Source organism: Pseudoduganella sp. R-31, assembly GCF_049913235.1.
Taxonomy (GTDB): Bacteria; Pseudomonadota; Gammaproteobacteria; order Burkholderiales; family Burkholderiaceae_D; genus Rugamonas.
In genome coordinates, this window is the sequence record NZ_CP183986.1 from 3455376 (window position 1) to 3477886 (window position 22511).

The following is a 22511-nucleotide window of genomic DNA, read 5'->3' on the forward strand; positions in this document are numbered from 1 at the left end:
ATGAGGAAACTGGGTGCGGCGGGCCTGCTGTTGACGATGGGAGCGGCCAGCGCCGCCACGCAAACGGTCGACTGCGGCCGCCTGCTGGACGTCAAGGCCGGTGTCTGGCGCGAGAAGGTCACGGTGCATATCGAGAACGGCTCGGTGAAGGCGATCGAGCCCACCCAAGGCAAGGGCGACGTGGACCTGGGAGCCATGTCCTGCATGCCGGGCTTCATCGACATGCACGTGCACCTGACCAGCCAGACGCAGCCCCAGGTCGAAGCCTTGCGCGGCCAGATGACGCTGGACGCCATCGACCGCGCCTATGACTCGGTCGCCTTTGCCGAACGCACGCTGAAAGCCGGCTTCACCACGGTACGCGACCTTGGCGCCAACGAGGGCCTGAACATTGCGATGAAGCGCGCCATCAATACCGGCGCCATCGTCGGCCCGCGCATGTTCACAGCCGCCAAAGCCATCGCCACCACCGGCGGCCACGCCGACCCAAGCAACGGCCAGTCGCGCGAATTGCGCCACCTGCATGGCACGCCGGGACCGGACGAAGGCGTGATCAACAGTCCCGATGAAGCGCGCCAGGCGGTGCGCGCTCGCTACCAGGAAGGTGCGGACGTTATCAAGATCACCGCCACCGGCGGTGTCCTCAGCCAGGCCAGCAGCGGCATGAACTCGCAGTTTGACGACGCTGAACTGAAAGCGCTGATCGCTGCCGCCAGGGATTACGGCTTCAAGGTCGCCGCGCATGCCCACGGTGCGGATGGCATGAAGCGCGCACTGAGGGCGGGCGTGGACTCGATCGAGCACGGCACTTTCATGGACGACGAAGCGATTGCCCTGTTCAAGAAGACCGGTGGCTGGTATGTGCCGACCATCAGCGCCGGCCGCTATGTGGCGGACAAGGCGAAGGAGCCGAACTACTATTCGCCGCTGGTACGCCCCAAGGCTGCAGCCATCGGGCCGCAGATCCAGGGTACTTTTACCCGGGCCTACAAGGCTGGCGTGAAGATCGCCTTCGGCACCGACGCTGGCGTGTTCCCGCACGGCGAGAACGCAAAGGAATTCGCCTACATGGTGGAGGCGGGCATGCCGGCGCTGGAAGCAATCCGTTCGGCCACGCTCGGCGCCGCCTCGCTGCTGGGCCAGTCCAGCCGCCTGGGGGCGCTGGAGCCGGGTTTCGCGGCCGATATCGTGGCGGTGGCCGGCGATCCATTGAAGGACATCACCCTGCTGCAGAAGGTAGGATTCGTGATGAAGGAAGGCGTTGTTTATAAACTGTAATCGGGGAGCGCATGGCGGACGTAGATTGCGATGTACTGGTAGTTGGCGGCGGGATCAATGGGGCGGGCATCGCCCGCGACGCGGCGGGCCGCGGCCTGTGCGTCGTCCTGTGCGAGAAGGACGACCTGGCGTCGCATACCTCGTCTGCCTCCACCAAGCTGATTCACGGTGGCCTGCGCTACCTTGAGTACTATGAATTCCGGCTGGTGCGCAAGGCGCTGGCCGAACGCGAAGTGCTGTTGCGCAGCGCGCCGCACATCATGTGGCCCATGCGTTTTGTGATGCCGCACGACGCCGGGCAGCGTCCCGCGCTGCTGATCCGTGCCGGACTTTTCCTCTACGATATGCTGGCCAAGCGCGAGCTGCTGCCCGGCTCGCGCGGCATCAACCTGCGTTGCCATCCTGCGGGGCGGCCGCTGAAGGAAACCTACACTGCCGGCTTCGAATACTCCGACGGCTGGGTGGACGATGCCCGGCTGGTCGTCCTCAATGCCGTTGATGCCTGTGCCAAAGGTGCATGCATCCTGACCCGAACCAGTTGCGTCGGCGTCGAGCGTCATGCCGATCACTGGGTGGCGACGCTGCGCAAGGCCGACGGCACTGAAAAGCGGATCACCACCCGTGCCGTGGTCAATGCAGCCGGGCCCTGGGCGCAGTCTTTCATCCAGTCGGCAGGCGGCAAGCAGCAGTCGCGCCATTTGCGGCTGGTCAAAGGCAGCCATATCGTGGTGCGCCGCATCTTCGAGCATGACCAGGCGTATATCTTCCAGAACAAGGATGGGCGCATTGTGTTTGCCATCCCGTATGAACGCGACTTCACGCTGATCGGCACCACCGACCTTGAATACAAGGGCGACCCGCAGCGCGTGACGATCGACGAAAGCGAGATCCGCTACTTGTGCGAACTGGCCAGCGGTTACTTCCGCGAGCCGGTGCGCCCGGCCGACGTGGTGTGGACCTACGCCGGCGTGCGCCCATTGCTGGAAGATGCCGCAGCCGACGCCAAGGCCGTGACGCGCGACTATTTCCTGGAGTTGGACAAGGAAGGCGCGCCGCTGCTGAACATCTTCGGCGGCAAGATCACGACGTTCCGCAAGCTGGCCGAGGATGCGGTGGACATCCTTTGCAAGACGCTTGGCCGGCCTGAAAAAGGCTGGACCGAAAGGGCTTGCCTGCCAGGCGGCGACCTGTTTGGCGCCATGCCGCAGAATCGTTCAGTGCAGGAGTTTTGCGCCTGGGCCGCCGCCGTGCAGGTGAAGTACGACTGGCTGCCGCAGGAGCTGGTGAAGCGCTATGTGCGCGCATATGGCACACGGGTGCACACCCTGCTCGAAGGCTGTGCATCGCTGGCGGACATGGGGGAGGAAATCCTGCCCGGCGTGTACGCGGCGGAAGTAAACTACCTGCGCCGCAAGGAATGGGCAGTGACGGCTGCCGACATCCTGTGGCGCCGTTCCAAGCTCGGCCTGCATTTGCCGGCAGGAGCCGAAGCCCGGCTCGACGCCTGGCTGGCAGCGAACTGAAACAAAAAAAGGCAGCCGAAGCTGCCTTTTTTGTTGCCTGATAAATGGGGTGCGTCCCCATTTATTTATTTGACGCCGTGCATCAGTTTCTGGATGACCGGGGCGAGGACGAACAGCAGCACGCCGCCGCCGATCAGGATCCAGAAGCCCTGGGTGTAGCCGGTCAGCGCCGATTCCACGGTCATGCCATGTTCGCCGGACATCATCGATGCGACGATGCCGGACAGGTTGTTGCCGATGCCGGTGGACAGGAACCAGCCGCCCATGCCCATGCCGACCAGGCGGGTCGGAGCCAGCTTGGTCACCATCGACAGGCCGATCGGGGACAGGCACAGCTCACCGATGGACTGGATCACGTAGACCATGAACAGGGTCCAGAACGGAATCATCCTCTTGTCGTCGACCAGGTGGGTCAGCGCGTACATCAGCAGGCCGAAAGCCAGGCCGTTACCGATGATACCGAGGGCGAACTTGCGCGGGATCGATGGGTTCTTGCCGCGTTTGCCCATCCAGACCCATACCGCTGCCACGACTGGCGCGAAGAAGATGATGGCGAGCGAGTTCACGGACTGGAACCAGGCGGTCGGGAAGATCATGAAGCCCAGGTCGCGGTTCACGATCTCGTCAGCCAGGAAGGTGAACGAGGAACCTGCCTGTTCGAAGAAGCACCAGAACATGATGTTGAAGGCGAAGATCACCATCATGGCGATGGTCTTGTCGCGGGACACGGGACCGTTGCGCACACCTTCCACGATCAGCATCACAACCAGGATCAGGAACAGCACGGTCAGCACGCCCTGCAGTTTTTCCGCGCCCAGCGCCAGCAGGGAGTACACGACAGGAATCATGGCCAGCGCGCCCAGCGCCACGTAGGCGATGCGCATCGGGCTCTTGGCTTCCGGTGCCGGTTCGCCAATGCCCTTCAGGCCGCGGCGGCCCAGGTAGAACCAGAACAGCGAAATGATCATGCCGACGCCGGCGGAAATGAACACGATCTTGTAGGCCGGCGTATTGCCGGTGTTGAAGACCTTCTGCGCCAGAAGCTGGGTAACGATCGGGGCCAGGAAGCCGCCGACGTTGATGCCCATGTAGAAGATGGTGAAGCCGGAATCGCGGCGGGTATCGCCCAGCGAATACAGCTTGCCGACCATGGTCGAGATATTCGGCTTGAACATGCCGTTACCGACGATGATCGTCGCCAGGCCGAACTTGAAGATCGTCGGATCGGGAATCGCAATCATGAACAGGCCAGCTGCCATGAAGCTGGCGCCGACCAGGATAGAACGCTGGTAACCAAGTATGCGGTCGGCAACGTAGCCGCCGAACAGCGCACCGGCATACACCAGCGCCAGGTAGGAACCGTAAGTCAGGTTGGCTGCTGCCTGGCCCGACTTGTCGCCATGGTAGAACTCGGAAACGACGTACAGTACCAGCGCCCAGCGAATCCCGTAAAACGCAAAGCGTTCCCAAAATTCGGACATGAACAGCATCCAGAGCGGAGCAGGGTGACCCATGATCTGCCTGAATTCAGGGATCTTAGCCTCAGTGGTTTGCGTGATAGGACCGCTCATGCGGTTTCTCCTGGTCGAAAAAAAGCCGAATTGTAATCCACCCCGCACGGTTAAGGGCAAATTCGCGTGCTGCAAAGCAGCATTGTGGTATGTTTGCCAAGCTTGCGTCTGTGAATCGGCATACCAAGAGCGTATATTGAAGGTGCGGCGCCCCAAAAGTTAAATAAAAGGATTTACGTATCATGGACAGCAACGTTGTCGATACTCTCATTGCTCCGGAGGGCAGGCTGGAAGTCCTGTCCAAGGCGGAGGTGGTCCAATTGCTCGACTCGGGCAAAGGCGGCCTCTATAACATCTTTCGCAACTGCGCCCTGGCGGTGCTGAATTGCGGCAGCACGATCGACGATGGAAAGGAATTGCTGGATCGCTTCAAGTCGTTTGACATCAACATCCTGCAGCGCGAGCGCGGCATCAAGCTGGAAATCAAGGGCGCCCCGGCGATCGCCTTCGTCGACGGCAAGATGATCAAGGGCATCCACGAGCACCTGTTTGCGGTGCTGCGCGATATCGTCTTTGTCAGCAACGAAGTCACGGGCAATCCGAAGTTCGACCTGGCCCGCAGCGAGGGCATCACCGATGCGGTGTTCCATATCCTGCGCAATGCCAATGTGCTGAAGCCGCAGCTTAACCCGAACCTGGTGGTGTGCTGGGGCGGGCACTCGATCAATCGCGCCGAATACAACTACTCGAAGGAAGTGGGCTACCAGCTCGGCCTGCGGGGACTGGACATCTGCACCGGCTGCGGCCCGGGGGCGATGAAGGGGCCGATGAAGGGGGCCACCATTGGCCATGCCAAGCAGCGCTTTACCGGCGGGCGTTACCTGGGTATTACGGAGCCGGGCATCATCGCCGCGGAATCGCCAAACCCGATCGTGAACGACCTGGTGATCATGCCCGATATCGAAAAGCGCCTGGAGGCTTTCGTGCGTGTCGGCCACGGCATTTGCGTGTTCCCCGGCGGCGCGGGCACGGCGGAGGAAATCCTGTATATCCTCGGCATCCTGCTGCATCCGGACAATGCGGAAATCCCGTTCCCGCTGATCTTCACCGGGCCGGAAACTGCGCGCGAGTACTTTGTGCAGATCAATGAGTTCATCGGCCTGACCCTCGGCGCCGAGGCGCAAAAGCGCTACAAGATCATCGTCGATGACCCGGAGCTGGTGGCGCAGGAGATGCAGGAAGGGATGAAGCAGGTGCGCGAATTCCGCAAGTCGCGTTCGGACGCCTATTACTTCAACTGGGCGCTGAAGATCGACGACGAGTTCCAGCGCCCGTTTGCGCCGACGCACGAAAACATGCGCAACCTGAGCTTGCACAAGAACCAGCCGGTGCATGTGCTGGCGGCGAACTTGCGCCGGGCTTTCTCCGGCGTGGTGGCGGGCAATGTGAAGGAAGAGGGCATCCGCACCATCGAAAAGTATGGCCACTTCGAGATCCACGGCGACAAGGAAATCATGGGGCCGATGGATGCGCTGCTGGCATCGTTCGTGGCGCAAAGCCGGATGAAGCTGGCGGGCAAGGCGTACACGCCTTGCTACCGGGTGATCCAGTAAAACAGCTGAGCCCGTGTCACACCCTGGGGTCTGACCCCAAGGTGTGACACGGGCTCGTGCGTATGGCTGGTTTTAGTCTTCTTTACGCAGGTGCGGGAACAGCAGCACGTCGCGGATGTTCGGCGAGTCGGTCAGCAACATCATCAGGCGGTCGATGCCGATGCCGCAGCCGCCGGCTGGCGGCATGCCGTATTCCAGCGCGCGGATGAAGTCGGCGTCGTAGTACATCGCTTCGTCGTCGCCGGCTTCCTTGGCCTTCATCTGGGCCAGGAAACGTGCCGACTGGTCTTCGGCGTCGTTCAACTCGGAGAAGCCGTTGGCGATTTCGCGTCCCACCATGAACAGTTCGAAGCGCTCGGTGATGCCTTCGCGGGTGTCGGAAGCGCGGGCCAGCGGCGACACTTCGATCGGGTAGTCGATGATGAAGGTCGGTTCCCAGAGCTGCGCTTCGGCGGTTTCCTCGAACAGCGCCAGTTGCAGCGCGCCGAGGCCGGCGGTGGCGAATGGCTTCACGCCGAATTTCAGCAGTTCGGCCTTCAGGAAGGCGACGTCGTTCAGTTGCGCTTCGGTGTAGCCCGGCGCGTACTTGTTGATGGCGCCGCAGATGGTCAGGCGCTGGAACGGCTTCGACAGGTCCAGTTCACGGCCGCCGTAGGTCAGCACGGCGGTGCCCTTGGCGTCGATCGCCGCCTGGCGGATCACCTTCTCGGTGAAGTCCATGATCCATTCGTAGTCGGTGTAGGCCGCGTAGAACTCCATCATGGTGAATTCAGGGTTGTGGCGGACCGACACGCCTTCGTTGCGGAAGTTGCGGTTGATCTCGAACACCCGGTCGAAGCCGCCCACCACCAGGCGCTTCAGGTACAGTTCGGGAGCGATACGCATGAACATCTGCATGTCCAGCGCGTTGTGGTGGGTAATGAATGGCTTGGCCGACGCGCCGCCCGGGATCGGGTGCAGCATCGGGGTTTCGACTTCCATGAATTCGTTCGCTTCCATGAAGCGGCGGATCGAGGAGATCGCAGCGGTGCGCGCCTTGAAGGTGCGGCGGGTTTCTTCGCTGGTGATCAGGTCGACGTAGCGCTGGCGGTATTTGGTTTCCTGGTCGGCCAGGCCGTGGAATTTGTCCGGCAGCGGGCGCAGGGCCTTGGTGATCAGCTTGATCTCGCTGACTTTCACGGTCAGTTCATCGGTCTTGGTCTTGAACAGGGTGCCGGTCACGCCCAGGATGTCGCCCAGGTCCCAGCTGCGGAAGGCTTCCATTGCCTCTTCGCCGGTGGTGTCCACGGTGACGTAGATCTGGATGCGGCCGTCGGCTTTCTGGCCGGAGGCGTCCTGCAGGGTCGCGAATGCGGCTTTCTTGCCGGCTTCGCGGCGCAGCATCATGCGGCCGGCGATGACGACGGGAACCGGCTCGGCTTCCAGCTCTTCACGGGTCTTTTCGCCGTACTGCACGTGCAGGTCGGCAGCTTTGTGCTGAGGGCGGAAATCGTTAGGGAAGGCGACGCTCTGTTTCTCGCGGATGGCGGCCAGCTTGGCGCGGCGCTCGGCGATGATCTTGTTGTCGTCCTGGCCTGGTGCCTGGTCTTGCACTTGGTTTTCCGTAGTCATGTTTTTGGTGGTGGTCAGTTTATTGATATCGATTTCGCTGAAGTCGCGTGCAATGCAGATCACATTGTCGAACGCCTTAAACGCTTCAGCAGGCAAAGTGGTTGTCAGGACGACGCAGCGCATGCCGGCTCGGCGCGCTGCTTCCACGCCCAAAGGCGCGTCCTCGAACACGATGCAGTGCGCCGGATCGGCGCCGCAGCGTTCGGCCGCAAGCAGGAACACGTCGGGTTCCGGCTTGCCGCGTTTGACGTCGGCGGCGCCGACGACGGTGTCGAACTGCGGGCGCACACCCAGGCCGTCCAGCGTGAAGTCCACGTTGCAGGGCGGGGCGGCGGTGCCGACCGCCAGGCGGATGCCGGCGGCTCGCGCTTCGTTCACCAGGGTGACGAAGCCTTTGACCGCACGCAGGTGCGGCCCGTAGATTTCGCGGTACAGCACTTCCTTCTCGTCGATCAGCGCGGTCACGTCGTCATGCGCCAAGTCCTCGCCGAGGTATTGGCGCATGATTTCGTGGCCGGTGCGGCCGGCGGTGGCGGCAAAGAATGCCGCTTCGTCGACAGCATGGCCGCGGCGGCTGAAGAATTCCAGCCACGAGCGGGTGTGGAAACCCATGTTGTCGACGATGGTGCCGTCCATGTCGAAGATGAAGGCGCGCTGCTGCGTCATTGCTTAGATGCCTTGCTTCAGGGACGCGGAGATGAAGTCGTCCAGGTCGCCGTCCAGCACGCCCTTGGTGTTGCCGGTCTCGAAGTTGGTGCGCAGGTCCTTGATGCGGGACTGGTCCAGCACGTAGGAGCGGATCTGGTGGCCCCAGCCGACGTCGGTCTTGGAGTCTTCCAGCGACTGCTGTTCGCTCATGCGCTTGCGCAGTTCCAGTTCGTACAGCTTGGCCTTCAGCATGTCCATCGCTTCGGCCTTGTTGCGGTGCTGCGAGCGGTCGTTCTGGCACTGCACGACAATGCCGGACGGGCCGTGCGTGATACGCACCGCGGAGTCGGTCTTGTTAATGTGCTGGCCGCCGGCGCCGGATGCGCGGTAGGTATCGATGCGCAGGTCGGCCGGGTTGATTTCGATCTCGATCGAGTCATCCACTTCCGGATAGACGAACAGCGACACGAAGGAGGTGTGGCGGCCGCCGGAGGAGTCGAACGGCGACTTGCGCACCAGGCGGTGCACGCCGGTCTCGGTGCGCAGGTGGCCATAGGCGTATTCGCCGTCCACTTTCAGGGTGGCGGTCTTGATGCCGGCAACTTCGCCCTCGGACTCTTCCATCACTTCGACCTTGAAGCCCTTGCGTTCGCAATAGCGCAGGTACTGGCGCAGCAGCATGGAGGCCCAGTCCTGGGCTTCGGTACCGCCGGCGCCAGCCTGGATGTCGATGAAGCAGTTGTTCGGATCCATCGGATTGCTGAACATCCGGCGGAATTCCATCTGTTCGATGGTCTTCTGGATTTCTGCGGTATCCGCAATCACGGCTTCGAGCGTATCGTCGTCGCCTTCTTCCTTGCCCATCGCGAACAGTTCGTTCATGTCGCGCAGGTCGCTTTCTGCCTTTTGCAAGGTCAGGACCACGCCTTCGAGGGCTTTCTTCTCGCGGCCCATATCCTGGGCTTTTTTCGGGTCATTCCAAACGGCCGGATCTTCCAGTTCGGCGTTCAGTTGTTCCAGTTTCTCCGACTTCTTATCGAAGTCAAAGATACCTCCGAAGTTCGGCTTCGCGGGTGGTCAGGTCCGCGAGCAGGTTGGCGAGGGAATTGATGCGTTCAGCTTCCATGGTTTTTCAGGTCTGATAGTTGTTAAATCGAACCTGAAATTATACCTCAGAGGCTGGCGCATCGGGCAGCTCACACAAGCAGGCTGAATTCGGCGCGGTAGAGGGCGCCCCGGCCGCTCGCCGGGCCGCGGCCAGCCGGTTCCATGAAGATGGACAGGCGTCCGGAAAGTGGGTTGTCGATTTCATAAATCCCGGCGTCCAGGCCGGGCGCGCCGCTGAAGAGCAGGGTGAACTGCTCCTGGTGGGGCGCTTCCTTGCCCGGGCGCACGGCGTGCAGGTCGAGCGAAGTGCCGCGCATGCCCTGGTAGGCGATGAATTGCTGGCCAACCAGGTCGCGGAAGCCGGCCATGCGCAGGGTGGACGGCGTAGGCGGCAGGGTGGCCAGCGATGCGGCGCGGGCGACGGCCGGGGCGCCGACCAGGCTTCCGGCGGCGAGGATGAAGTTGCGACGTTCCATGACTTATTCCTTTAACAAGATAGGTTGCCATTCCATGGACAGGTGCATGCCCTCGGTCGCGCCAGGCTGGAATCCGAGCCGGCGGTACAGATCGCCCGCTGGATTGCCGTGCAATACATGCAAGCGCAAGGGCAGCCCTGATTGCTGGCTCTCGTCCTGCAGCCGGGCCAGCAGGCGGCTGCCGATGCCCTGGCCGCGGCAGGAGGGACTCAGGCTGATGTCGACCAGGCGGATCTCGTCCCGGCCGCGCGCCACGTACAGGCGGCCGGCCGCAGCGCCGTCGGCCAGCACGATGTTTTCTTCCAGGCCGGGGAAGCGGCGGCGGTAGTCGGTCACCTGGGCTTCGTTTTGCATGCAAACCAGCATGGCCCTGACATTCGGGTCGAGGACGGCAAGGTCCTCGCGTGTGCTTTCCACCAGCGCCAGCAGGAAGGGCTGGTCACCGGCTTCAACGGGCCGCAAAGTGAGCTGGCTGTGCATGTTCAATCAGCTGCGTGGAGGGTAAATGCCGGTGAGGGCAATGATGAAGTTAACCACCAGGTAAGGCTGCAAATTGTTGTGGGGGCTGCTGCCGCCGGCAACGCCGAGAGGTCCTTCCGGCGATGGCGCCACGGCGGCGGCATCGTGGTAAGGGGCGCTGACCGTGATCGGCTTGGCAAGCAGGGCGTTTGCGGGCGATTGCACCGTGGCGCTCGTGTTGGAGGCTGACATGCCGTGGCTGTGCGACGGCATCTGAAGCGCGGTCAGCGCAGTGCTTGCCTCGCCGCCTTGTTCACCCAGGTCGCGCGGGCTCAGGCCAGGACCGGCCCCAGCGTGCATCGGGATGCGCTGGCGCAGGTCCGGGAGCGCGAAGTTGGTCTTGCCATTGCCGCCGTAAGTGGTGCCGAGAATGGAAAACAGTGCCGTGTTCTGCGCAATGGGAAGAAGCTGGCCATTGCACATTGCCCAGCCCACGGGTGCGAAATTCCCGCTGAACATGCGGACTTCGCCGATATAACGCTCTGCCATGCTGGACTCCTCGACTAGCTCTGCGAAGGGAAGATGCCTTCAATGGCGATGATGAAGCTGAGCGCCAGGAAGGGAGCCATATTGTTATGGGACTGGTTGCCGCCGGCCGGCTGGATCGCCTGGGGCGACATGGGCACCATGCTGGAGCCGGCCGGCGCGTAAAACTTGGGCTTGGCCGGCGCGGCCGGAACATAGGTTGTTGGCCCGGTCAGGTTGATGCCGGTCCCGGTGGCGGGCGGCACGGCGGTGCTGGCGCTGGCGCTATGGTTGTGCGATGGGAGCTGGTTGCTGGCCAGGGTCACTGTCTCGACGCCCGCCTGCTGGCCCATGACATAGGTGTTGGCGGTTCCCGGTTGCGTGCCTTGGTGCAGCGGCACGCGGCCGCGCAGGTCCGGCAGCGCAAAGGTGGTTTGACCGTTACCGCCGTAGGTGGTGCCGATCAGGGCAAACAGGGCTGTGTTCTGTGCGATCGACAGCAGGCTGCCGTCGCAAAAAGCCCAGCCAAGGGGCGGGAAGTTACCCGCGAACAGGCGAATCTCGCCGATGAAGTTGTCCATGTGCCGGCTCCGGTCTGGTTCAGCTCTGCGACGGGAAAATGCCCTGCAGCGCGATGATGAAGTTGACAGTCAGGTAGGGCTGCATGTTGTCGTGCGGCTGGCCGGCGCCGGCATTGCCCACCGTGGCGGGTGCCAGCGTTGCGGTGCCGTCCTGCGGCGCGTAGTAGTTGAGCGCCCCGGCTTCGACGTTGCCGAGCACGCGCCCGGAGGGATCGGCCTGGTGGCTGACGGCTGTGGAAATGCCCAGGGCGTGGGTATGCGCCGGCATTTCACTGGCGATCAGGGTGTGGCTGGCTTCGCCTCCCTGCTGGCCCAGGTTGAAGCTGGCGTGCACGTGGGCCGGAACCCGGCCGCGCAGGTCGGGCAGGGCGAATGTGGTCTGCCCGTTGCCGCCGTAAGTGGTGCCAAGTATGGAGAACAGGGCCTGGTTCTGGTTGATCGGGAGGATCTGGCCATTGCACAGGGCCCAGCCCTTGGGCGCAAAGCTAAATCCCGTCATCCTGATTTCTGCGAGATACGGTTCAGACATGCAGCCTCCTTGCAGGTGCAGACGCCCCGGCCGGGGCGTTGCGGCCGATTCAGTGGATGGAAGGGGTCAGGAGCGGATGGCGCGCCGGCGGCTCAAGCGCATGGCCATCAGGCCGCCCGCCAGCAAGGCCAGGGTGGCGGGTTCGGGTACGCCAGGGCCGCCCGGATCATTGGGGCCGCGCAGGAACTCAAGGCTGATGTTGTCGAGCTGGTTCCAGAAGATCGGGTCGTTGTTGAAGTTGCCGAACTCGAGGATCGTGCTGTTGCTGAGCGCAGTGACGATCAGGGTGTGGGTGCCCCAATCGCCGGTAATATCCGATTCATTGAAGACGGTGGATGCGCCGAATTTGACCTGGGCCTGGTTATCGGGCGGGAATTGCGGATCTGCAGTCCAGCGCTGCAAGTCGAACTTCAACTGGTAGGTAGCGCCCGCGATCGTGGCGATGGTCTGCTGCAGGAAGCCAAGCTCGGTGGTGTTGAAGTCGCCGAACACGTGGTTGCTGGCGTTTGACAGCGGCGAACCTGTGGGATCGGTGCCGAAGGCCTGGCCGCCGCCGCCGGGGCTGACCAGCGTCCACATGCTGTAGTCGAGGTTTTCGAAATCACCGTTCGTGACCAGGTTGGGACCAGCTTGCGCAAGTGATGCAGTCAGGAGCAGGATGGCGGTCAGCGCGGCACGGATTTTCATGGCTTGTTCCTTTTGGCGGATGGCTGAAGGTTGAGATGGATCATACGACTGCGTATTGACAATCGAACATTTATTTGCGTCAACGTAGCGCTTTTGCAAAGATTCCATATAATTTTGCAAGCTGGTCTGCCTTGACCCAGAGTGCAATCTGCAATTCTTTAGATTGCAAGGGCTATAACAATGGCGCGTGGCAAATATTCATCAGTAAATTTCAGACTAAAAGACAGTTAATGCGCATCCTATTCCTCGCGCCCGCAGCCGTCCTGCTGGCGGGCTGCAGCAGTATTCCAGCGATACCGCCGCAAGGCTCGCAAGCCATTTTCGTGATTCTCGAGACGACGGACTTGCACGCCAACGTGCGCAGTTACGACTACTACAAGCTGGCGCCCGACGCCTCGCTGGGGCTGGAGCGCACCGCGACCCTGATCCGCCAGGCGCGCAAGGAATTCCCGAATACACTTCTGCTCGATAATGGCGACGCCATCCAGGGCACGGCGCTGGGCGACTACCAGGCATTGGTGGCGCCGGTCGGATGCGGCCAGACGCTGGCCATCTACAAGGCCATGAATGCCCTGGGCTTCGAAGGCGGCTCGGTTGGCAACCACGAATTCAACTGGGGTCTGGATTACCTGGGGCAGGTCACCGCCAGCCGCTTCGGCGCGGCAGGCGCTTCGGTGCGCGCCCAGCCTTGCGCGGGCCCGGCCTTTCCGGTGGTGCTGGCAAATGTGGTCGACGCCCGCACCGGCATTCCGCTATTCGAGCCGTACCGCATCCTTGAAAAACGCGTTAGCGCGACCGGGCCGGATGGCAAGCCGATTGCCGCGACGGTGAAGATCGGCATCATCGGCTTTACCACGCCCGCCATCATGGGTTGGGACAAGCGCTGGCTGGAAGGCCGCGTGCGCACGGAAGGGTGGCGCGAGACGGCGCAACGCTACATTCCCGAGATGCGCGCCAAAGGGGCAGAGGTGGTCGTAGCGATCTCGCATGCGGGGCTGGATGGTGCTGCCTATGTGCCGTCAATGGAAAACGGCAGCCTGCACCTGGCGCAGGTGCCGGGCATTGACGCGCTGCTGCTGGGGCATTCGCATGACGTGTTCCCCAACGCGGCGAGCAAGACAGCCGCCTTCAACCTGCCGGATGTCGATAAAGTGCAGGGGCGGGTGCATGGCGTGCCGACAGTGATGCCGGGCCTGTGGGGCAAGCATCTCGGCGTGATCCAGCTCGCGCTGCGCCATGACGGCAAGCGCTGGGTGTCCGACGCCGGTGCGGCGAAAGTCGACACCCGCAGCATCCAGCGTCCCGACCGCAGCTTCGTCGAACCGGACCCGGAAATCGCCGCGCTGGTGAAAGCCGAACATGAGGCGACCATCGCCTACGTCAAAACGCCGATTGGCGATACGGACTTCCGCATGTCCGCTTACTTTGCCGATGTCGGCGACGTATCGGCGATCCAGGTAGTGAACCAGGCGCAGGCCGATTATGTGCGCCGCCATATCCAGGCCAGCATGCCCCAATATGCGCGGTTGCCGGTGCTGTCGATGTCAGCGCCGTTCAAGACTGGCGCAGCTGGCGTGGCCGATTACACCGACGTGGCGCCAGGCAAGCTGGCCCTGAACAACGCGGCAGACCTTTACCTGTACCCGAACGACCTGCACGCCGTGAAGGTCGACGGCGCGACGCTGAAGGCCTGGCTGGAGAAGGCCGCCGGCCGCTTCAACACCATCGATCCAACCCGCAGCGAGCCGCAGGAGCTGGTGAACACCGGCTTCGCGGGTTTTAATTTCGATATGCTGACGGACCCTGATGTGCACTACCAGATCGACGTGACGCAAGCTCCCGGCCAGCGCATCAAAGGCCTGACATGGCGCGGCCAGCCGGTGCGGGCAGACCAGGAATTCATCGTCGCAACCAACAACTTCCGGGCCAGCGGTGGCGGCGGTTTCCCGGGACTGGATGGTAGCAAGACCATTTTTGCGTCACCGGACAACAACCGTGCGGTACTGATCGACTACATCAAGTCGGTACAGCACTTAACCCGCCGCGCCAATGGCGCGGCGCGCAGTTGGCACTTCGAGCCGGTAAAGACGAATGGGCCAGTGCTGTTCCGATCCGGCCCGCACAATTTGCGTCTAGCGCAAGAAATGGGTCTCGTTGGTATTTCTTATTGGCGCGAAGATGATGGCGGCGGAAAGGGGTATTTTATCTATGCAATTGACTTATCAAAGTGATACTTTGCATTAGGTGCATGAATAGAGAGAAAGGATGAATTTTTGTATATTGTATTCGTCTATTTCGATATTTTCGTACTTGAGGCAATAATCAGCGATTTTTTTAACCATCAGAACATTCGTGCTATGCATCCATTCCGTGCTACCGACCTGAGTCATAGTTTTCGCTTTTAGTACCGCCTGCAATACTTTCCCTAGATCGGACGTGATGGATATCTGAATTGACATTGCGCTGGGGCCGAGAGTAATTGGCTTCACTTTTATGATGTCGTCGTCATATCTAAACTTAATGAATCGGAACGATGGGTTGTGGGTCGTGTACCCGACTCTGACCTTCTCCAGGTCTGAGTTGGTCGTAATTCCGAATTTGCAAAATGCGCCCCGCGAATTGTCCTCGTGAACCACGGAACTCAAACCCTTATCGCCAATATCCGGAGAAATAACAAAATAGCAATACCCCATAGCCAGCCTCGCAGATGATAAAATTTGAAGGATTCAAGGCGAGCGGAAAGCTCTTGCGTCTTGACTAGGTCGTTCTTGCGACTAATCAAGTTCGCCGAAATTCAGGGTACAGTTTGATCTCCGCGTAACACAAGTAACAGCGTGTGCAGTCGGGGCGCTTATGGAAGAATGTTGTACGCTGTCGGGGGAGTGTCACGTCTGCAGGATGGTCATGGTCGCAAATGCGACCGACCGTTGGCGTATTGGTGATTCATTTGGAGCGTCGGCTGGCGAATTGGCATCGCACTGCCAGATTCAGTGATGTTTCCGCTTCTCCTGCTGGACGAGAATAAACGGGCTGACGACGCTGGCCCACAGGTTGGCGTTGCTGGCGATCCATTCCTGGCACTGCTGGTCGGAGACCTTGGCAAGCTGGCCGGCCTCCATCCATGCCGAAATGCTGGCCTTGTCGTCGTGGGCGATGCGCACGGCGACGTCCACCAGGTCCAGTTCATCGGCCACCCACACCACATTGCCCTGGGCGAAGTGCTTCAGCAGTTCGCTCCACGGGATGCGTGCGGTTTCGCGGTTGACTTTGGCGCGGAGTTCCGCGTCTTTTTCTGGTTTCAGCTGCATTTTCAACTCTTAAATCGTGGGAATCTGCTCGACGATGGCCGTCGGCGAACCCCGCCATGTTAACCGATACGCCGGGCCTTTGCGAACATTGCCCACCAGCGCTGGGCGGAAGCACGCCAGGTTGGTCCCGCCAGCGCGGCGCACGCTTGGATAGATGATGCCGGTGGAGCCTTCGGCCAGCAGGCTGCGCGCCAGCCGTTGCGAGGCGACGTAGCTGTCCGGGTCCAGGCAAGCGGCATATTCGGGCTGGCCGCAGATGTCGTGGAACTGGGCGCTGAAGTCCGAGAGCAGGGCCTGATAGCTGACGCTGTCGTCGAAACGGTCGATTTCGGCGTATTCCACGGTCTTGTGGAAGATCACTTCCGCCAGCGCCGTTTCGTGCTCGAAGGCGCAATACCAGGCGCCGCGCTGCCCGTCGTTGAAGCGGCTGCCTTGCGGACGGGCGTAGGTAAAGGCCGCATTGATGCTGCGGTAATTGGGGACGTAATAAACCAGTTCTTCGATACCGATACCGATAGCGCCGCCGTGTTCGGCGCGCAGGCGGGCATTGGTGGCGTTATCGAGTTCAAACAGCTGGTGCAGCTCGGCGTCGTTATCGGCGAGGGCGGCCAGCACGGAATCTTCTTTATAGACGAAGCGCGACGGAATCAAGCGCACGGTGTCGAATTGGCGCAGCAGGCGAAATGGCGGCAATTACAGGCCTCCGCGACGAGCGTCGAGCAACTGGCGCACGGTTTGCATGGCGAGCAGGCCGCCGGCTTCCATGTAATCGAGCGGGGTTCGGCCGCCGAAAATGCTGTTGCGGTTGGCAAGGCTGACCCACTCGTCAGCCAGCTTGTCGCCGTAAATGATGTGCAGCGACTTGTAGATGCCAAGCAGGTAGGAAATACGGGTAATGCGGTCGACTTCAAGCACGCGGTCGGGGTGCTTTTTCCACTCATAGAAGGCGCTGCTGGACAGGCCGCCCAGCAATTCGCGGGCGTCGTCGTCGCGTAACTTCCAGGCGGCGACCAGTTTGAAAAAGCCCTTGAGGGCGGCGTGCGACAGGCGTTCACGTTCTTCTTTGCGACTCAGGTCGACTGGTTGAGGAATCGTGTATTCGCTGTCGGGGTAGGCAAATGCGGGATTCATATGTCCTCCGTTTATGGATTATTTATACTCCATTTCCGTATTTGTTTCAAGTTGAATGTGTTTGTGCAGTGTCAAAACGCGGTTTGCTGCCCGCTGCCAATATTGCATTAAATCATCGAACAAGGGCGCGCGATGGAGAAAATGCTTGCTGCGCTGGAGGGCCAACTGCGACGATTCGCGACGAATGCCGGCAGCATGGCTGAGCGGCATCCCGGCTTGGCGGAGCAGCTTGGCTTCCGCGATTGGCCGCAGGACGCCCATGTCGACCGGTTGGTGCAGGGCGTTGCCACCCTCCACGCGCGGACGGCACTGGCCTTGCAGAGGGCGCGTTGCCAGCAGGATGAGCATTTGCTGGAATTGCATTTCCCGGGGCAGTGGCAACCGTTCCCGGCGTGCTGGATTGGCTTGGCGCCTGCTGCAGGGCCGGCCGCAGCAATCGTCTCCGCCAGTTACCACCACGGCCCGCAGGCCTCGGTCGAATTGGTGCTTGATCTCGGCAAGGCCATTCGCCCGGGCGGCCCTGCCAACGCCCTGGACATCTTCATTGACGGTGACGCCGCTTTCAGTGCGGCCTTGCGCAGTGTCTTGCTTGGCGAGACAGGCTCGGCGCCTGCCCTTCGCGGGAATGATGCCGGCGAGTGGCTGCCGATTGCTCGCTGGCCATTCGAGCCATCAGGCCTTGATCCTGTGGAAGCGCTGCTCCACCGTGCGCCTGGCGCGCATGCCGGGCTGGCGCTGCTGCGCGAGTACTTCACTTTTCCCGCGCGCTTCAATATCCTGCGCCTTGACCTGTCGCCCTTTGCAGGCGCCAGGAGCGCGAAACTGAGGCTGCCGGCGCCCCCGGCGCGCCTCCTGCAGGCACTGCAAGCGGGCCACCTGCGCGCCGGCTGGACGGCGCGCGCCTGTCTGCAGCGTGTCGCCGCTTCGCCCATCCGCATCGATGGGCGCCGAACCGAATACCTGCTGTCGGTCCCGCCCGAACTGGAGATCTTCAGCATTGACCGGGTCCATGTCGGCGGTGCGGAGGACGTGGGATGGAGCGTGCGCAATGTCGACGATGCACCGGCAGGCCATGAATGGCGCATCGCCTTCCACGGCGCGTACGCCTGGCCGGCCGGCACAGTCGCATCGGTCGACGTGACCTGCTGCGAGCGGGACAAAGTGCTGGCACGGCCGGCTCGAGGTCCCGGCTGCCGCTGGCAGCTCAACGCCTTGCTGGCGCTGGACCGCCTGCCGCTTGATGCCGATGCCTTGCGCGAACTGATGGCCAGCCAGGCAATCGATCATTCCCCGGCGAGCCGCGCAATCATCAGCGCAGTGAGAGGGCTGGAGTTGCGGCCCGCGCTGTTGTGCCCCGGCCGCGCCTCGCCGCTTGCTGGCACTGAAATCCGATTGCAAGTCGAGGAAGGGGCATTCTCAGGCTGCGGCATGCTGCTGTTCGCGCAAGTCATGGACCGCTTCTTTGGCGAGTGCGCGCACATGAACACATTTAGCCGGCTGGTCCTGGTGTCGGCCGCCACCGGAGAGGAGCTGATGCGATGCAAAGCGAGGAACGCCGGCAAGCTGATGGAATGATCGCGGCCGATGCAACCGGATATGCCATCTTCCAGCTGGCAGGAATGCTTGGCGCGCCGGAATGGCGCAACAGCCTGTCCCTGGCATTCCCCGCCTGCGACGTGGTTGCGCTGGACAGCAGAGCGGTCACTCCAGGGTGCATAGGCTTGCTCGGCATGGCGGGCGCGCTGCCGTACTACTACACGGAGGCCGTGGCGCGCGCCGCCGGCGCCGAGGCACGCGCCTTCATCGACCTGTTGTCGGCGCCGGCAATCGATGCATTTTGCGCCGCATGGCGTGAAGGCCGTCCTGAATACACACCCTTGCCGCAATTGCCGCTCCAGCGCGGCCCGCTCAGGGCAAGGGCGCTCGGAGAGCGGCTTTCGCATGCCCTGGGCGTGCCGGTATGGATCGAGCAGTTTGCCGGGCGCTGGGAAATGCTGCCGCCAGGGCAGGCCAGCGCCCTCGGAGGCGGCAAAGCATGCTGCGGCGACGGGGCGCTCCTCGGCGAACGCCTGTGGCGGATCGATAGCGCCGTGCAGGTCCATGTCGGCCCGCTTGACGCGCAATCGGCCCAGGCATTCCTGCCCGGCGGCAGGGACGCGCTGGCATTGGGCCGGCTATGGCGGGCCTCCGCGGAGGATAGCGGCATCCAGGCCGAGGCTCGTGTACACCTTGGCGCTGGCGTGAGCGCAGTTGCGCAACTGGGTGCCGTGGCACGCCTGGGACATGACGCGCTGTTGGCCACGCAGCCGCCCGGCGAAAGGGATGACTTGCGCTACCGGCTTTGCTAGTATTTGGCCAGAAAACAAAGCGAGGAGGCAGAATGAAGAAGATGATCCCGCTGCTGGCGTTTGCGGCGACGGCTGCGTGCACCACCATCAAGGCACCGCCCAATAACGCGGAGTTGAAACAGCAGGTCGCCGATACCGAGCGCGCCTTCGCGGCCACCATGGCCAGGCGCGATCATCTGGCATTCGCTTCCTTCCTGGCGGACGAGGCGCTTTTCTATAGCGGCCCCAAGGTCTTGCGCGGCAGGGATGCCGTGGCCGCCGAATGGAAAGCGTTCTATGAAAAGCCGGAAGCCCCGTTCAGCTGGGAGCCGGACCAGGTCGAAGTACTCGACTCCGGCACCCTGGCGCATTCGTCCGGCCCGGTGCGCGACCCGCAAGGCAAGGTTACCGGCCGCTTCAACTCCGTCTGGCGGCAGGAAGCGCCAGGCAAATGGCGCATCGTGTTCGACAAAGGCGAACGTGTTTGCGATTGCAGGAAGCCGTAATCAAGCCGGTTCGGCGTGCTCCACCAGCAACTGGACGCGGGTCACGCCGTTGTATTCATTGGCATCCAGGCGGAAGGCCACGCGCGCCCGTTCGCCCAGCGCATCGGTATGGCCGAACCAGATGGCGTCGTAGCGTATGCCTTTCTTTTCCAGCATCAGCTTGAGGTGGCGGTCCTTCAGGATGCGCTGGCTTAGCACGCGGAATTCATCGCAGAACACCGGGGGCGCAAAGCCCTGGCCCCATACCTGGCCATCCAGCAGTTCAATGAACTGGGTGGTGTAGCAGTTGTCTTCCAAGGGACCATCGGTTTCGACCACGCGCTCCAGTTGCGATTCGCTCAGCCAGGCCTGGCCGACCGCCTCGAAGGCGGCGCAGAAATGCTCGAAGGCTTCGGCGCGCAAGCTAAGGCCCGCTGCCATGGCATGGCCGCCGAACTTGTCGATCACGCCAGGCGCCCGCTTGGATACCAGGTCCAGCGCGTCGCGCAGGTGGAAGCCGGGGATCGAACGGCCGGAACCCTTGATCATGCCGTCGCCCGCAGGGGCAAAGGTGATGGTTGGGCGGTAGAAGCGTTCTTTCAGGCGCGAGGCCACGATGCCGATCACGCCCTGGTGCCAGCTATCGTCGTAGACGCAAATCGTGGTGCTGTCTGCGGGCTGGAAATCGTCCAGGTGCAGCAGGGCGGCGTCCTGCATCTCCGCCTCGATCTCGCGGCGCTTCAGGTTGATGTCGTTAAGCTGCTGCGCCAGTTCCCAGGCGCGCGTCTCGTCGTCCGTCAGCAGGCATTCGATGCCGAGCGACATGTCTTCCAGCCGGCCTGCTGCGTTCAGCCGCGGGCCGAGAGCGAAGCCGAGGTCGAAAGGAGAGGCGGTGCGCACGGCGCGTCCGGAAACGCGGAACAGGGCAGCCACGCCGGCATGCATGCGGCCGGCGCGCATGCGCTTCAGCCCCTGGGCGACGAGGATGCGGTTATTGCTATCCAGGCGCACCACGTCGGCGACCGTGCCCAGGGCGACCAGGTCCAGCAGCGAATCGAGCTTTGGCTGCGACTGTGCGTCGAACACGCCGCGGCGGCGCATTTCGGCGCGCAGCGCCAGCAGCACGTAGAACACCACGCCCACGCCGGCCAGGTGCTTGGACGGGAAGCCGCAAGCGGGCTGGTTGGGGTTCACGATGACGCGGGCGTCGGGCAGGCTGTCGCCGGGCAGGTGGTGGTCGGTCACGACGACGTCGATGCCGCGCCGTTTGGCTTCTGCCACGCCTTCGATGCTGGCAATGCCGTTATCGACGGTAATGATGATGTCGGGCGCTTTCTCACGCGCGGTCAGGTCGACGATCTCCGGCGTCAGTCCGTAGCCGTATTCGAAGCGGTTGGGGACGATGAAGTCCACCTTGGCGCCCATGGCGCGCAAGCCGCGAATGGCGGTGGCGCAGGCAGTGGCGCCGTCGCAGTCGTAGTCGGCAACGATGACCATGCGTTTGCCGGCAGCGATGGAGTCGGCCAGGAATTCGGCAGCCCGGTCGATGTGCAGCAGGCCGGAGGGCTGGATCAGCGCAGCCAGTTCGCTGGAGATTTCTGCCGGGTTGTTCAGGCCTCGCGCGGCAAACAGGCGGGCCAGCACGGGATGGATGCCGCCCTGGCGCAGCAGTTCGGCTTCCTGCGACGGGCAGGGACGGATGGCGATACGGGTCATTGCGTGAGGTTCTTCAGGTTCTGTGCGCGCCAGAATTTGCGCAGCGCGGCTTTGCTGGTGCGGATTTCAGTCCAGCCTTCGCGGCTGGTCAGGATCATTGTCAGTTCATTTGTGCTGCCGTTGCGCAGGGCGGCCAGCAAGGGGGCGAACCATTCGTGTTCCAGTTGCTGCATGGCGCCCAGCCAGGCGCCCCAGTCATTGCCGGCGCCCATGGGAATCAGGTGTGGCAGCACGACCGGTCCATGTGCACCGGGCGCCGCCGCAGTACTGCCCGCCGAGAGGGCTTTCAGCCAGGATGGCACGACCGCCGCCGCGGGCGTGGCTACGGCCATCGGCTGGTGCTCGGCCATGGGGGCTTCCGCCTGTGCGCCGCCCCACATCCAGAACGAATTCACGGGTGCAAGGCCGCGCTGCTGGCGGGCTTCGTTGACGGAATGCTCGTGCCACAGCATCTGGATCTCATTTTGCAGCTTCTTGAAGGCCAGGGCGTTCGGGCCGGCCGGCATCCAGTCGGCCAGGTTGCTGCCCATGGCGGCATCGGGCGAGGCGGCATCCAGGCCTTGCCAGCCATCGGCGCGCATGAACCAGGTCTCGGCGTCGCCCCAAAGCAGTTCATCGAAAAACGGCCTGGCCAGGTCGAACAGCACGCGCGAATCCGCCTCGTCCAGGCGCAAACGGCGCGAATCGGCCAGGACCAGGTGGTTGCGGGCGAGCTGGATGTGGACTGGATGGACGATGAACCAATAGCCTTCCTTAGGTGCCAGGCCGAAGCCGCGCATGACGGCTGCGGCAAGGCCGCCGCGCGCACGGGCCAGCCATGCTTCATGCGGCAATATGCGGCTATCGTCTGCGATAACATGCTTTTCCAGCAAGCTATTGCGTGAAAGTAACATCGCCAGGGACGGCGCCTGCAGGTTGCGGGAGAGTTCCGGGGCCAGTTCGGCGGGCGGCAATGCGAAGGGGAGGACGACGGTCGTGGAAGCCATGCGGCATTGT

The 22511-nt window shown here is 62.5% G+C and carries 21 protein-coding genes and 2 pseudogenes; 8 read left to right on the top strand and 15 right to left on the bottom strand.

Annotated features, from left to right (window positions below; all coding sequences use genetic code 11):
* On the top strand, positions 1–1278 hold the full coding sequence (locus ACN9MY_RS15865) for an amidohydrolase family protein (protein ID WP_426335716.1): 1278 nt from the start codon (positions 1–3) through the stop codon (positions 1276–1278).
* Positions 1279–1289: 11 nt separating this feature from the next.
* On the top strand, positions 1290–2801 hold the full coding sequence (gene glpD, locus ACN9MY_RS15870) for a glycerol-3-phosphate dehydrogenase (protein ID WP_426323652.1): 1512 nt from the start codon (positions 1290–1292) through the stop codon (positions 2799–2801).
* A 65-nt stretch (positions 2802–2866) separates the two neighbouring features.
* On the opposite strand, the gene ACN9MY_RS15875 is transcribed toward glpD, so the two are convergent.
* Entirely contained in the window at positions 2867–4372 is a 1506-nt protein-coding gene (locus ACN9MY_RS15875) for a peptide MFS transporter (protein WP_426323654.1), read from the bottom strand.
* 182 nt (positions 4373–4554) lie between these two features.
* Between ACN9MY_RS15875 and ppnN the strand changes: the two genes are divergently transcribed.
* On the top strand, positions 4555–5925 hold the full coding sequence (gene ppnN, locus ACN9MY_RS15880) for a nucleotide 5'-monophosphate nucleosidase PpnN (protein ID WP_426172046.1): 1371 nt from the start codon (positions 4555–4557) through the stop codon (positions 5923–5925).
* 72 nt (positions 5926–5997) lie between these two features.
* On the opposite strand, the gene lysS is transcribed toward ppnN, so the two are convergent.
* From lysS to ACN9MY_RS15925, 9 genes and pseudogenes are all read right to left on the bottom strand, one after another.
* Positions 5998–7536 (bottom strand): lysine--tRNA ligase, encoded by a 1539-nt coding sequence (gene lysS / locus ACN9MY_RS15885; protein WP_426337638.1) that lies wholly within the window; start codon positions 7534–7536, stop codon positions 5998–6000.
* 111 nt (positions 7537–7647) lie between these two features.
* A pseudogene (locus tag ACN9MY_RS15890) lies at positions 7648–8202 on the bottom strand (HAD family hydrolase); the annotation flags it as partial.
* A gap of 3 nt (positions 8203–8205) precedes the next feature.
* Positions 8206–9310 (bottom strand): peptide chain release factor 2 gene (gene prfB, locus ACN9MY_RS15895; RefSeq protein ID WP_426172047.1). Its coding sequence is split into 2 segments (ribosomal slippage): positions 8206–9228 and positions 9230–9310, totalling 1104 coding nucleotides; the frame shifts between segments, so codons are not numbered across the junction.
* 70 nt (positions 9311–9380) lie between these two features.
* Entirely contained in the window at positions 9381–9767 is a 387-nt protein-coding gene (locus ACN9MY_RS15900; protein ID WP_426317866.1) for a DUF6916 family protein, read from the bottom strand.
* A 3-nt stretch (positions 9768–9770) separates the two neighbouring features.
* A complete protein-coding gene (locus ACN9MY_RS15905; protein ID WP_426335717.1) occupies positions 9771–10247 on the bottom strand; it encodes a GNAT family N-acetyltransferase in 477 nt (158 codons plus the stop codon).
* A gap of 6 nt (positions 10248–10253) precedes the next feature.
* On the bottom strand, positions 10254–10775 hold the full coding sequence (locus tag ACN9MY_RS15910) for a phage tail protein (protein WP_426317868.1): 522 nt from the start codon (positions 10773–10775) through the stop codon (positions 10254–10256).
* Positions 10776–10789: 14 nt separating this feature from the next.
* Positions 10790–11332: a phage tail protein gene (locus tag ACN9MY_RS15915; RefSeq protein WP_426335718.1), complete on the bottom strand. Its 543-nt coding sequence runs from the start codon at positions 11330–11332 to the stop codon at positions 10790–10792.
* Positions 11333–11351: 19 nt separating this feature from the next.
* Positions 11352–11861, bottom strand: a complete 510-nt coding sequence (locus tag ACN9MY_RS15920) for a phage tail protein (RefSeq protein ID WP_426317870.1) — start codon at positions 11859–11861, stop codon at positions 11352–11354.
* A 66-nt stretch (positions 11862–11927) separates the two neighbouring features.
* Positions 11928–12548, bottom strand: a complete 621-nt coding sequence (locus ACN9MY_RS15925) for a PEP-CTERM sorting domain-containing protein (RefSeq protein WP_426172055.1) — start codon at positions 12546–12548, stop codon at positions 11928–11930.
* 230 nt (positions 12549–12778) lie between these two features.
* On the opposite strand from ACN9MY_RS15925, the gene ACN9MY_RS15930 reads away from it, so the two are divergent.
* Complete coding sequence (locus ACN9MY_RS15930; protein ID WP_426335719.1) at positions 12779–14779, top strand: bifunctional 2',3'-cyclic-nucleotide 2'-phosphodiesterase/3'-nucleotidase; 2001 nt, start codon at positions 12779–12781, stop codon at positions 14777–14779.
* Between the two features lie 756 nt (positions 14780–15535).
* Here the strand turns inward: ACN9MY_RS15930 and ACN9MY_RS15935 are convergent.
* Genes ACN9MY_RS15935 through ACN9MY_RS15945 form a run of 3 tightly spaced genes read right to left on the bottom strand, consistent with a single transcriptional unit; the run spans position 15536 to position 16987 of the window.
* Entirely contained in the window at positions 15536–15856 is a 321-nt protein-coding gene (locus ACN9MY_RS15935) for a DUF2288 domain-containing protein (protein ID WP_426317873.1), read from the bottom strand.
* Positions 15857–15865: 9 nt separating this feature from the next.
* Positions 15866–16549, bottom strand: coding sequence for an RES family NAD+ phosphorylase (locus tag ACN9MY_RS15940; protein ID WP_426335720.1), 684 nt, complete (start codon positions 16547–16549; stop codon positions 15866–15868).
* Positions 16550–16987, bottom strand: coding sequence for an MbcA/ParS/Xre antitoxin family protein (locus tag ACN9MY_RS15945; RefSeq protein ID WP_426172061.1), 438 nt, complete (start codon positions 16985–16987; stop codon positions 16550–16552).
* A 195-nt stretch (positions 16988–17182) separates the two neighbouring features.
* On the opposite strand from ACN9MY_RS15945, the pseudogene ACN9MY_RS15950 reads away from it, so the two are divergent.
* From ACN9MY_RS15950 to ACN9MY_RS15965, 4 genes and pseudogenes are all read left to right on the top strand, one after another.
* Positions 17183–17329: pseudogene (locus ACN9MY_RS15950) on the top strand (type VI secretion system baseplate subunit TssF); the annotation flags it as partial.
* Positions 17330–17335: 6 nt separating this feature from the next.
* Complete coding sequence (locus ACN9MY_RS15955) at positions 17336–18562, top strand: type VI secretion system baseplate subunit TssF (protein WP_426337639.1); 1227 nt, start codon at positions 17336–17338, stop codon at positions 18560–18562.
* Complete coding sequence (locus ACN9MY_RS15960; protein ID WP_426335721.1) at positions 18526–19335, top strand: type VI secretion system baseplate subunit TssG; 810 nt, start codon at positions 18526–18528, stop codon at positions 19333–19335. The genes ACN9MY_RS15955 and ACN9MY_RS15960 overlap by 37 nt, the downstream gene beginning before the upstream one ends.
* Before the next feature lie 32 nt (positions 19336–19367).
* Positions 19368–19820, top strand: coding sequence for a YybH family protein (locus ACN9MY_RS15965; protein ID WP_426172065.1), 453 nt, complete (start codon positions 19368–19370; stop codon positions 19818–19820).
* Here the strand turns inward: ACN9MY_RS15965 and recJ are convergent, their stop codons facing one another.
* Positions 19821–21515, bottom strand: a complete 1695-nt coding sequence (gene recJ, locus ACN9MY_RS15970; protein WP_426335722.1) for a single-stranded-DNA-specific exonuclease RecJ — start codon at positions 21513–21515, stop codon at positions 19821–19823.
* Positions 21512–22501 carry a hypothetical protein gene (locus ACN9MY_RS15975; RefSeq protein WP_426172068.1) on the bottom strand — a complete coding sequence of 330 codons (990 nt, stop codon included), beginning with the start codon at positions 22499–22501 and terminating at the stop codon, positions 21512–21514. The genes recJ and ACN9MY_RS15975 overlap by 4 nt, the downstream gene beginning before the upstream one ends.
* Positions 22502–22511 lie beyond the last annotated feature (10 nt).

Excerpts from the sequence above, each read along its gene's own strand:
- lysS (WP_426337638.1), bottom strand. The coding sequence starts at position 7,536 with ATGACTACGGAAAACCAAGTGCAAGACCAGGCACCAGGCCAGGACGAC.
- glpD (WP_426323652.1), top strand. The coding sequence starts at position 1,290 with ATGGCGGACGTAGATTGCGATGTACTGGTAGTTGGCGGCGGGATCAAT.
- ACN9MY_RS15915 (WP_426335718.1), bottom strand. The coding sequence starts at position 11,332 with ATGGACAACTTCATCGGCGAGATTCGCCTGTTCGCGGGTAACTTCCCG.
- ACN9MY_RS15875 (WP_426323654.1), bottom strand. The coding sequence starts at position 4,372 with ATGAGCGGTCCTATCACGCAAACCACTGAGGCTAAGATCCCTGAATTC.
- ACN9MY_RS15930 (WP_426335719.1), top strand. The coding sequence starts at position 12,779 with ATGCGCATCCTATTCCTCGCGCCCGCAGCCGTCCTGCTGGCGGGCTGC.
- ACN9MY_RS15920 (WP_426317870.1), bottom strand. The coding sequence starts at position 11,861 with ATGTCTGAACCGTATCTCGCAGAAATCAGGATGACGGGATTTAGCTTT.
- ACN9MY_RS15910 (WP_426317868.1), bottom strand. The coding sequence starts at position 10,775 with ATGGCAGAGCGTTATATCGGCGAAGTCCGCATGTTCAGCGGGAATTTC.
- ACN9MY_RS15925 (WP_426172055.1), bottom strand. The coding sequence starts at position 12,548 with ATGAAAATCCGTGCCGCGCTGACCGCCATCCTGCTCCTGACTGCATCA.
- ACN9MY_RS15945 (WP_426172061.1), bottom strand. The coding sequence starts at position 16,987 with ATGAATCCCGCATTTGCCTACCCCGACAGCGAATACACGATTCCTCAA.
- ACN9MY_RS15960 (WP_426335721.1), top strand. The coding sequence starts at position 18,526 with ATGCAAAGCGAGGAACGCCGGCAAGCTGATGGAATGATCGCGGCCGAT.
- ACN9MY_RS15905 (WP_426335717.1), bottom strand. The coding sequence starts at position 10,247 with ATGCACAGCCAGCTCACTTTGCGGCCCGTTGAAGCCGGTGACCAGCCC.
- ACN9MY_RS15935 (WP_426317873.1), bottom strand. The coding sequence starts at position 15,856 with ATGCAGCTGAAACCAGAAAAAGACGCGGAACTCCGCGCCAAAGTCAAC.
- ACN9MY_RS15965 (WP_426172065.1), top strand. The coding sequence starts at position 19,368 with ATGAAGAAGATGATCCCGCTGCTGGCGTTTGCGGCGACGGCTGCGTGC.
- ACN9MY_RS15975 (WP_426172068.1), bottom strand. The coding sequence starts at position 22,501 with ATGGCTTCCACGACCGTCGTCCTCCCCTTCGCATTGCCGCCCGCCGAA.
- ACN9MY_RS15900 (WP_426317866.1), bottom strand. The coding sequence starts at position 9,767 with ATGGAACGTCGCAACTTCATCCTCGCCGCCGGAAGCCTGGTCGGCGCC.
- ACN9MY_RS15865 (WP_426335716.1), top strand. The coding sequence starts at position 1 with ATGAGGAAACTGGGTGCGGCGGGCCTGCTGTTGACGATGGGAGCGGCC.
- recJ (WP_426335722.1), bottom strand. The coding sequence starts at position 21,515 with ATGACCCGTATCGCCATCCGTCCCTGCCCGTCGCAGGAAGCCGAACTG.
- ppnN (WP_426172046.1), top strand. The coding sequence starts at position 4,555 with ATGGACAGCAACGTTGTCGATACTCTCATTGCTCCGGAGGGCAGGCTG.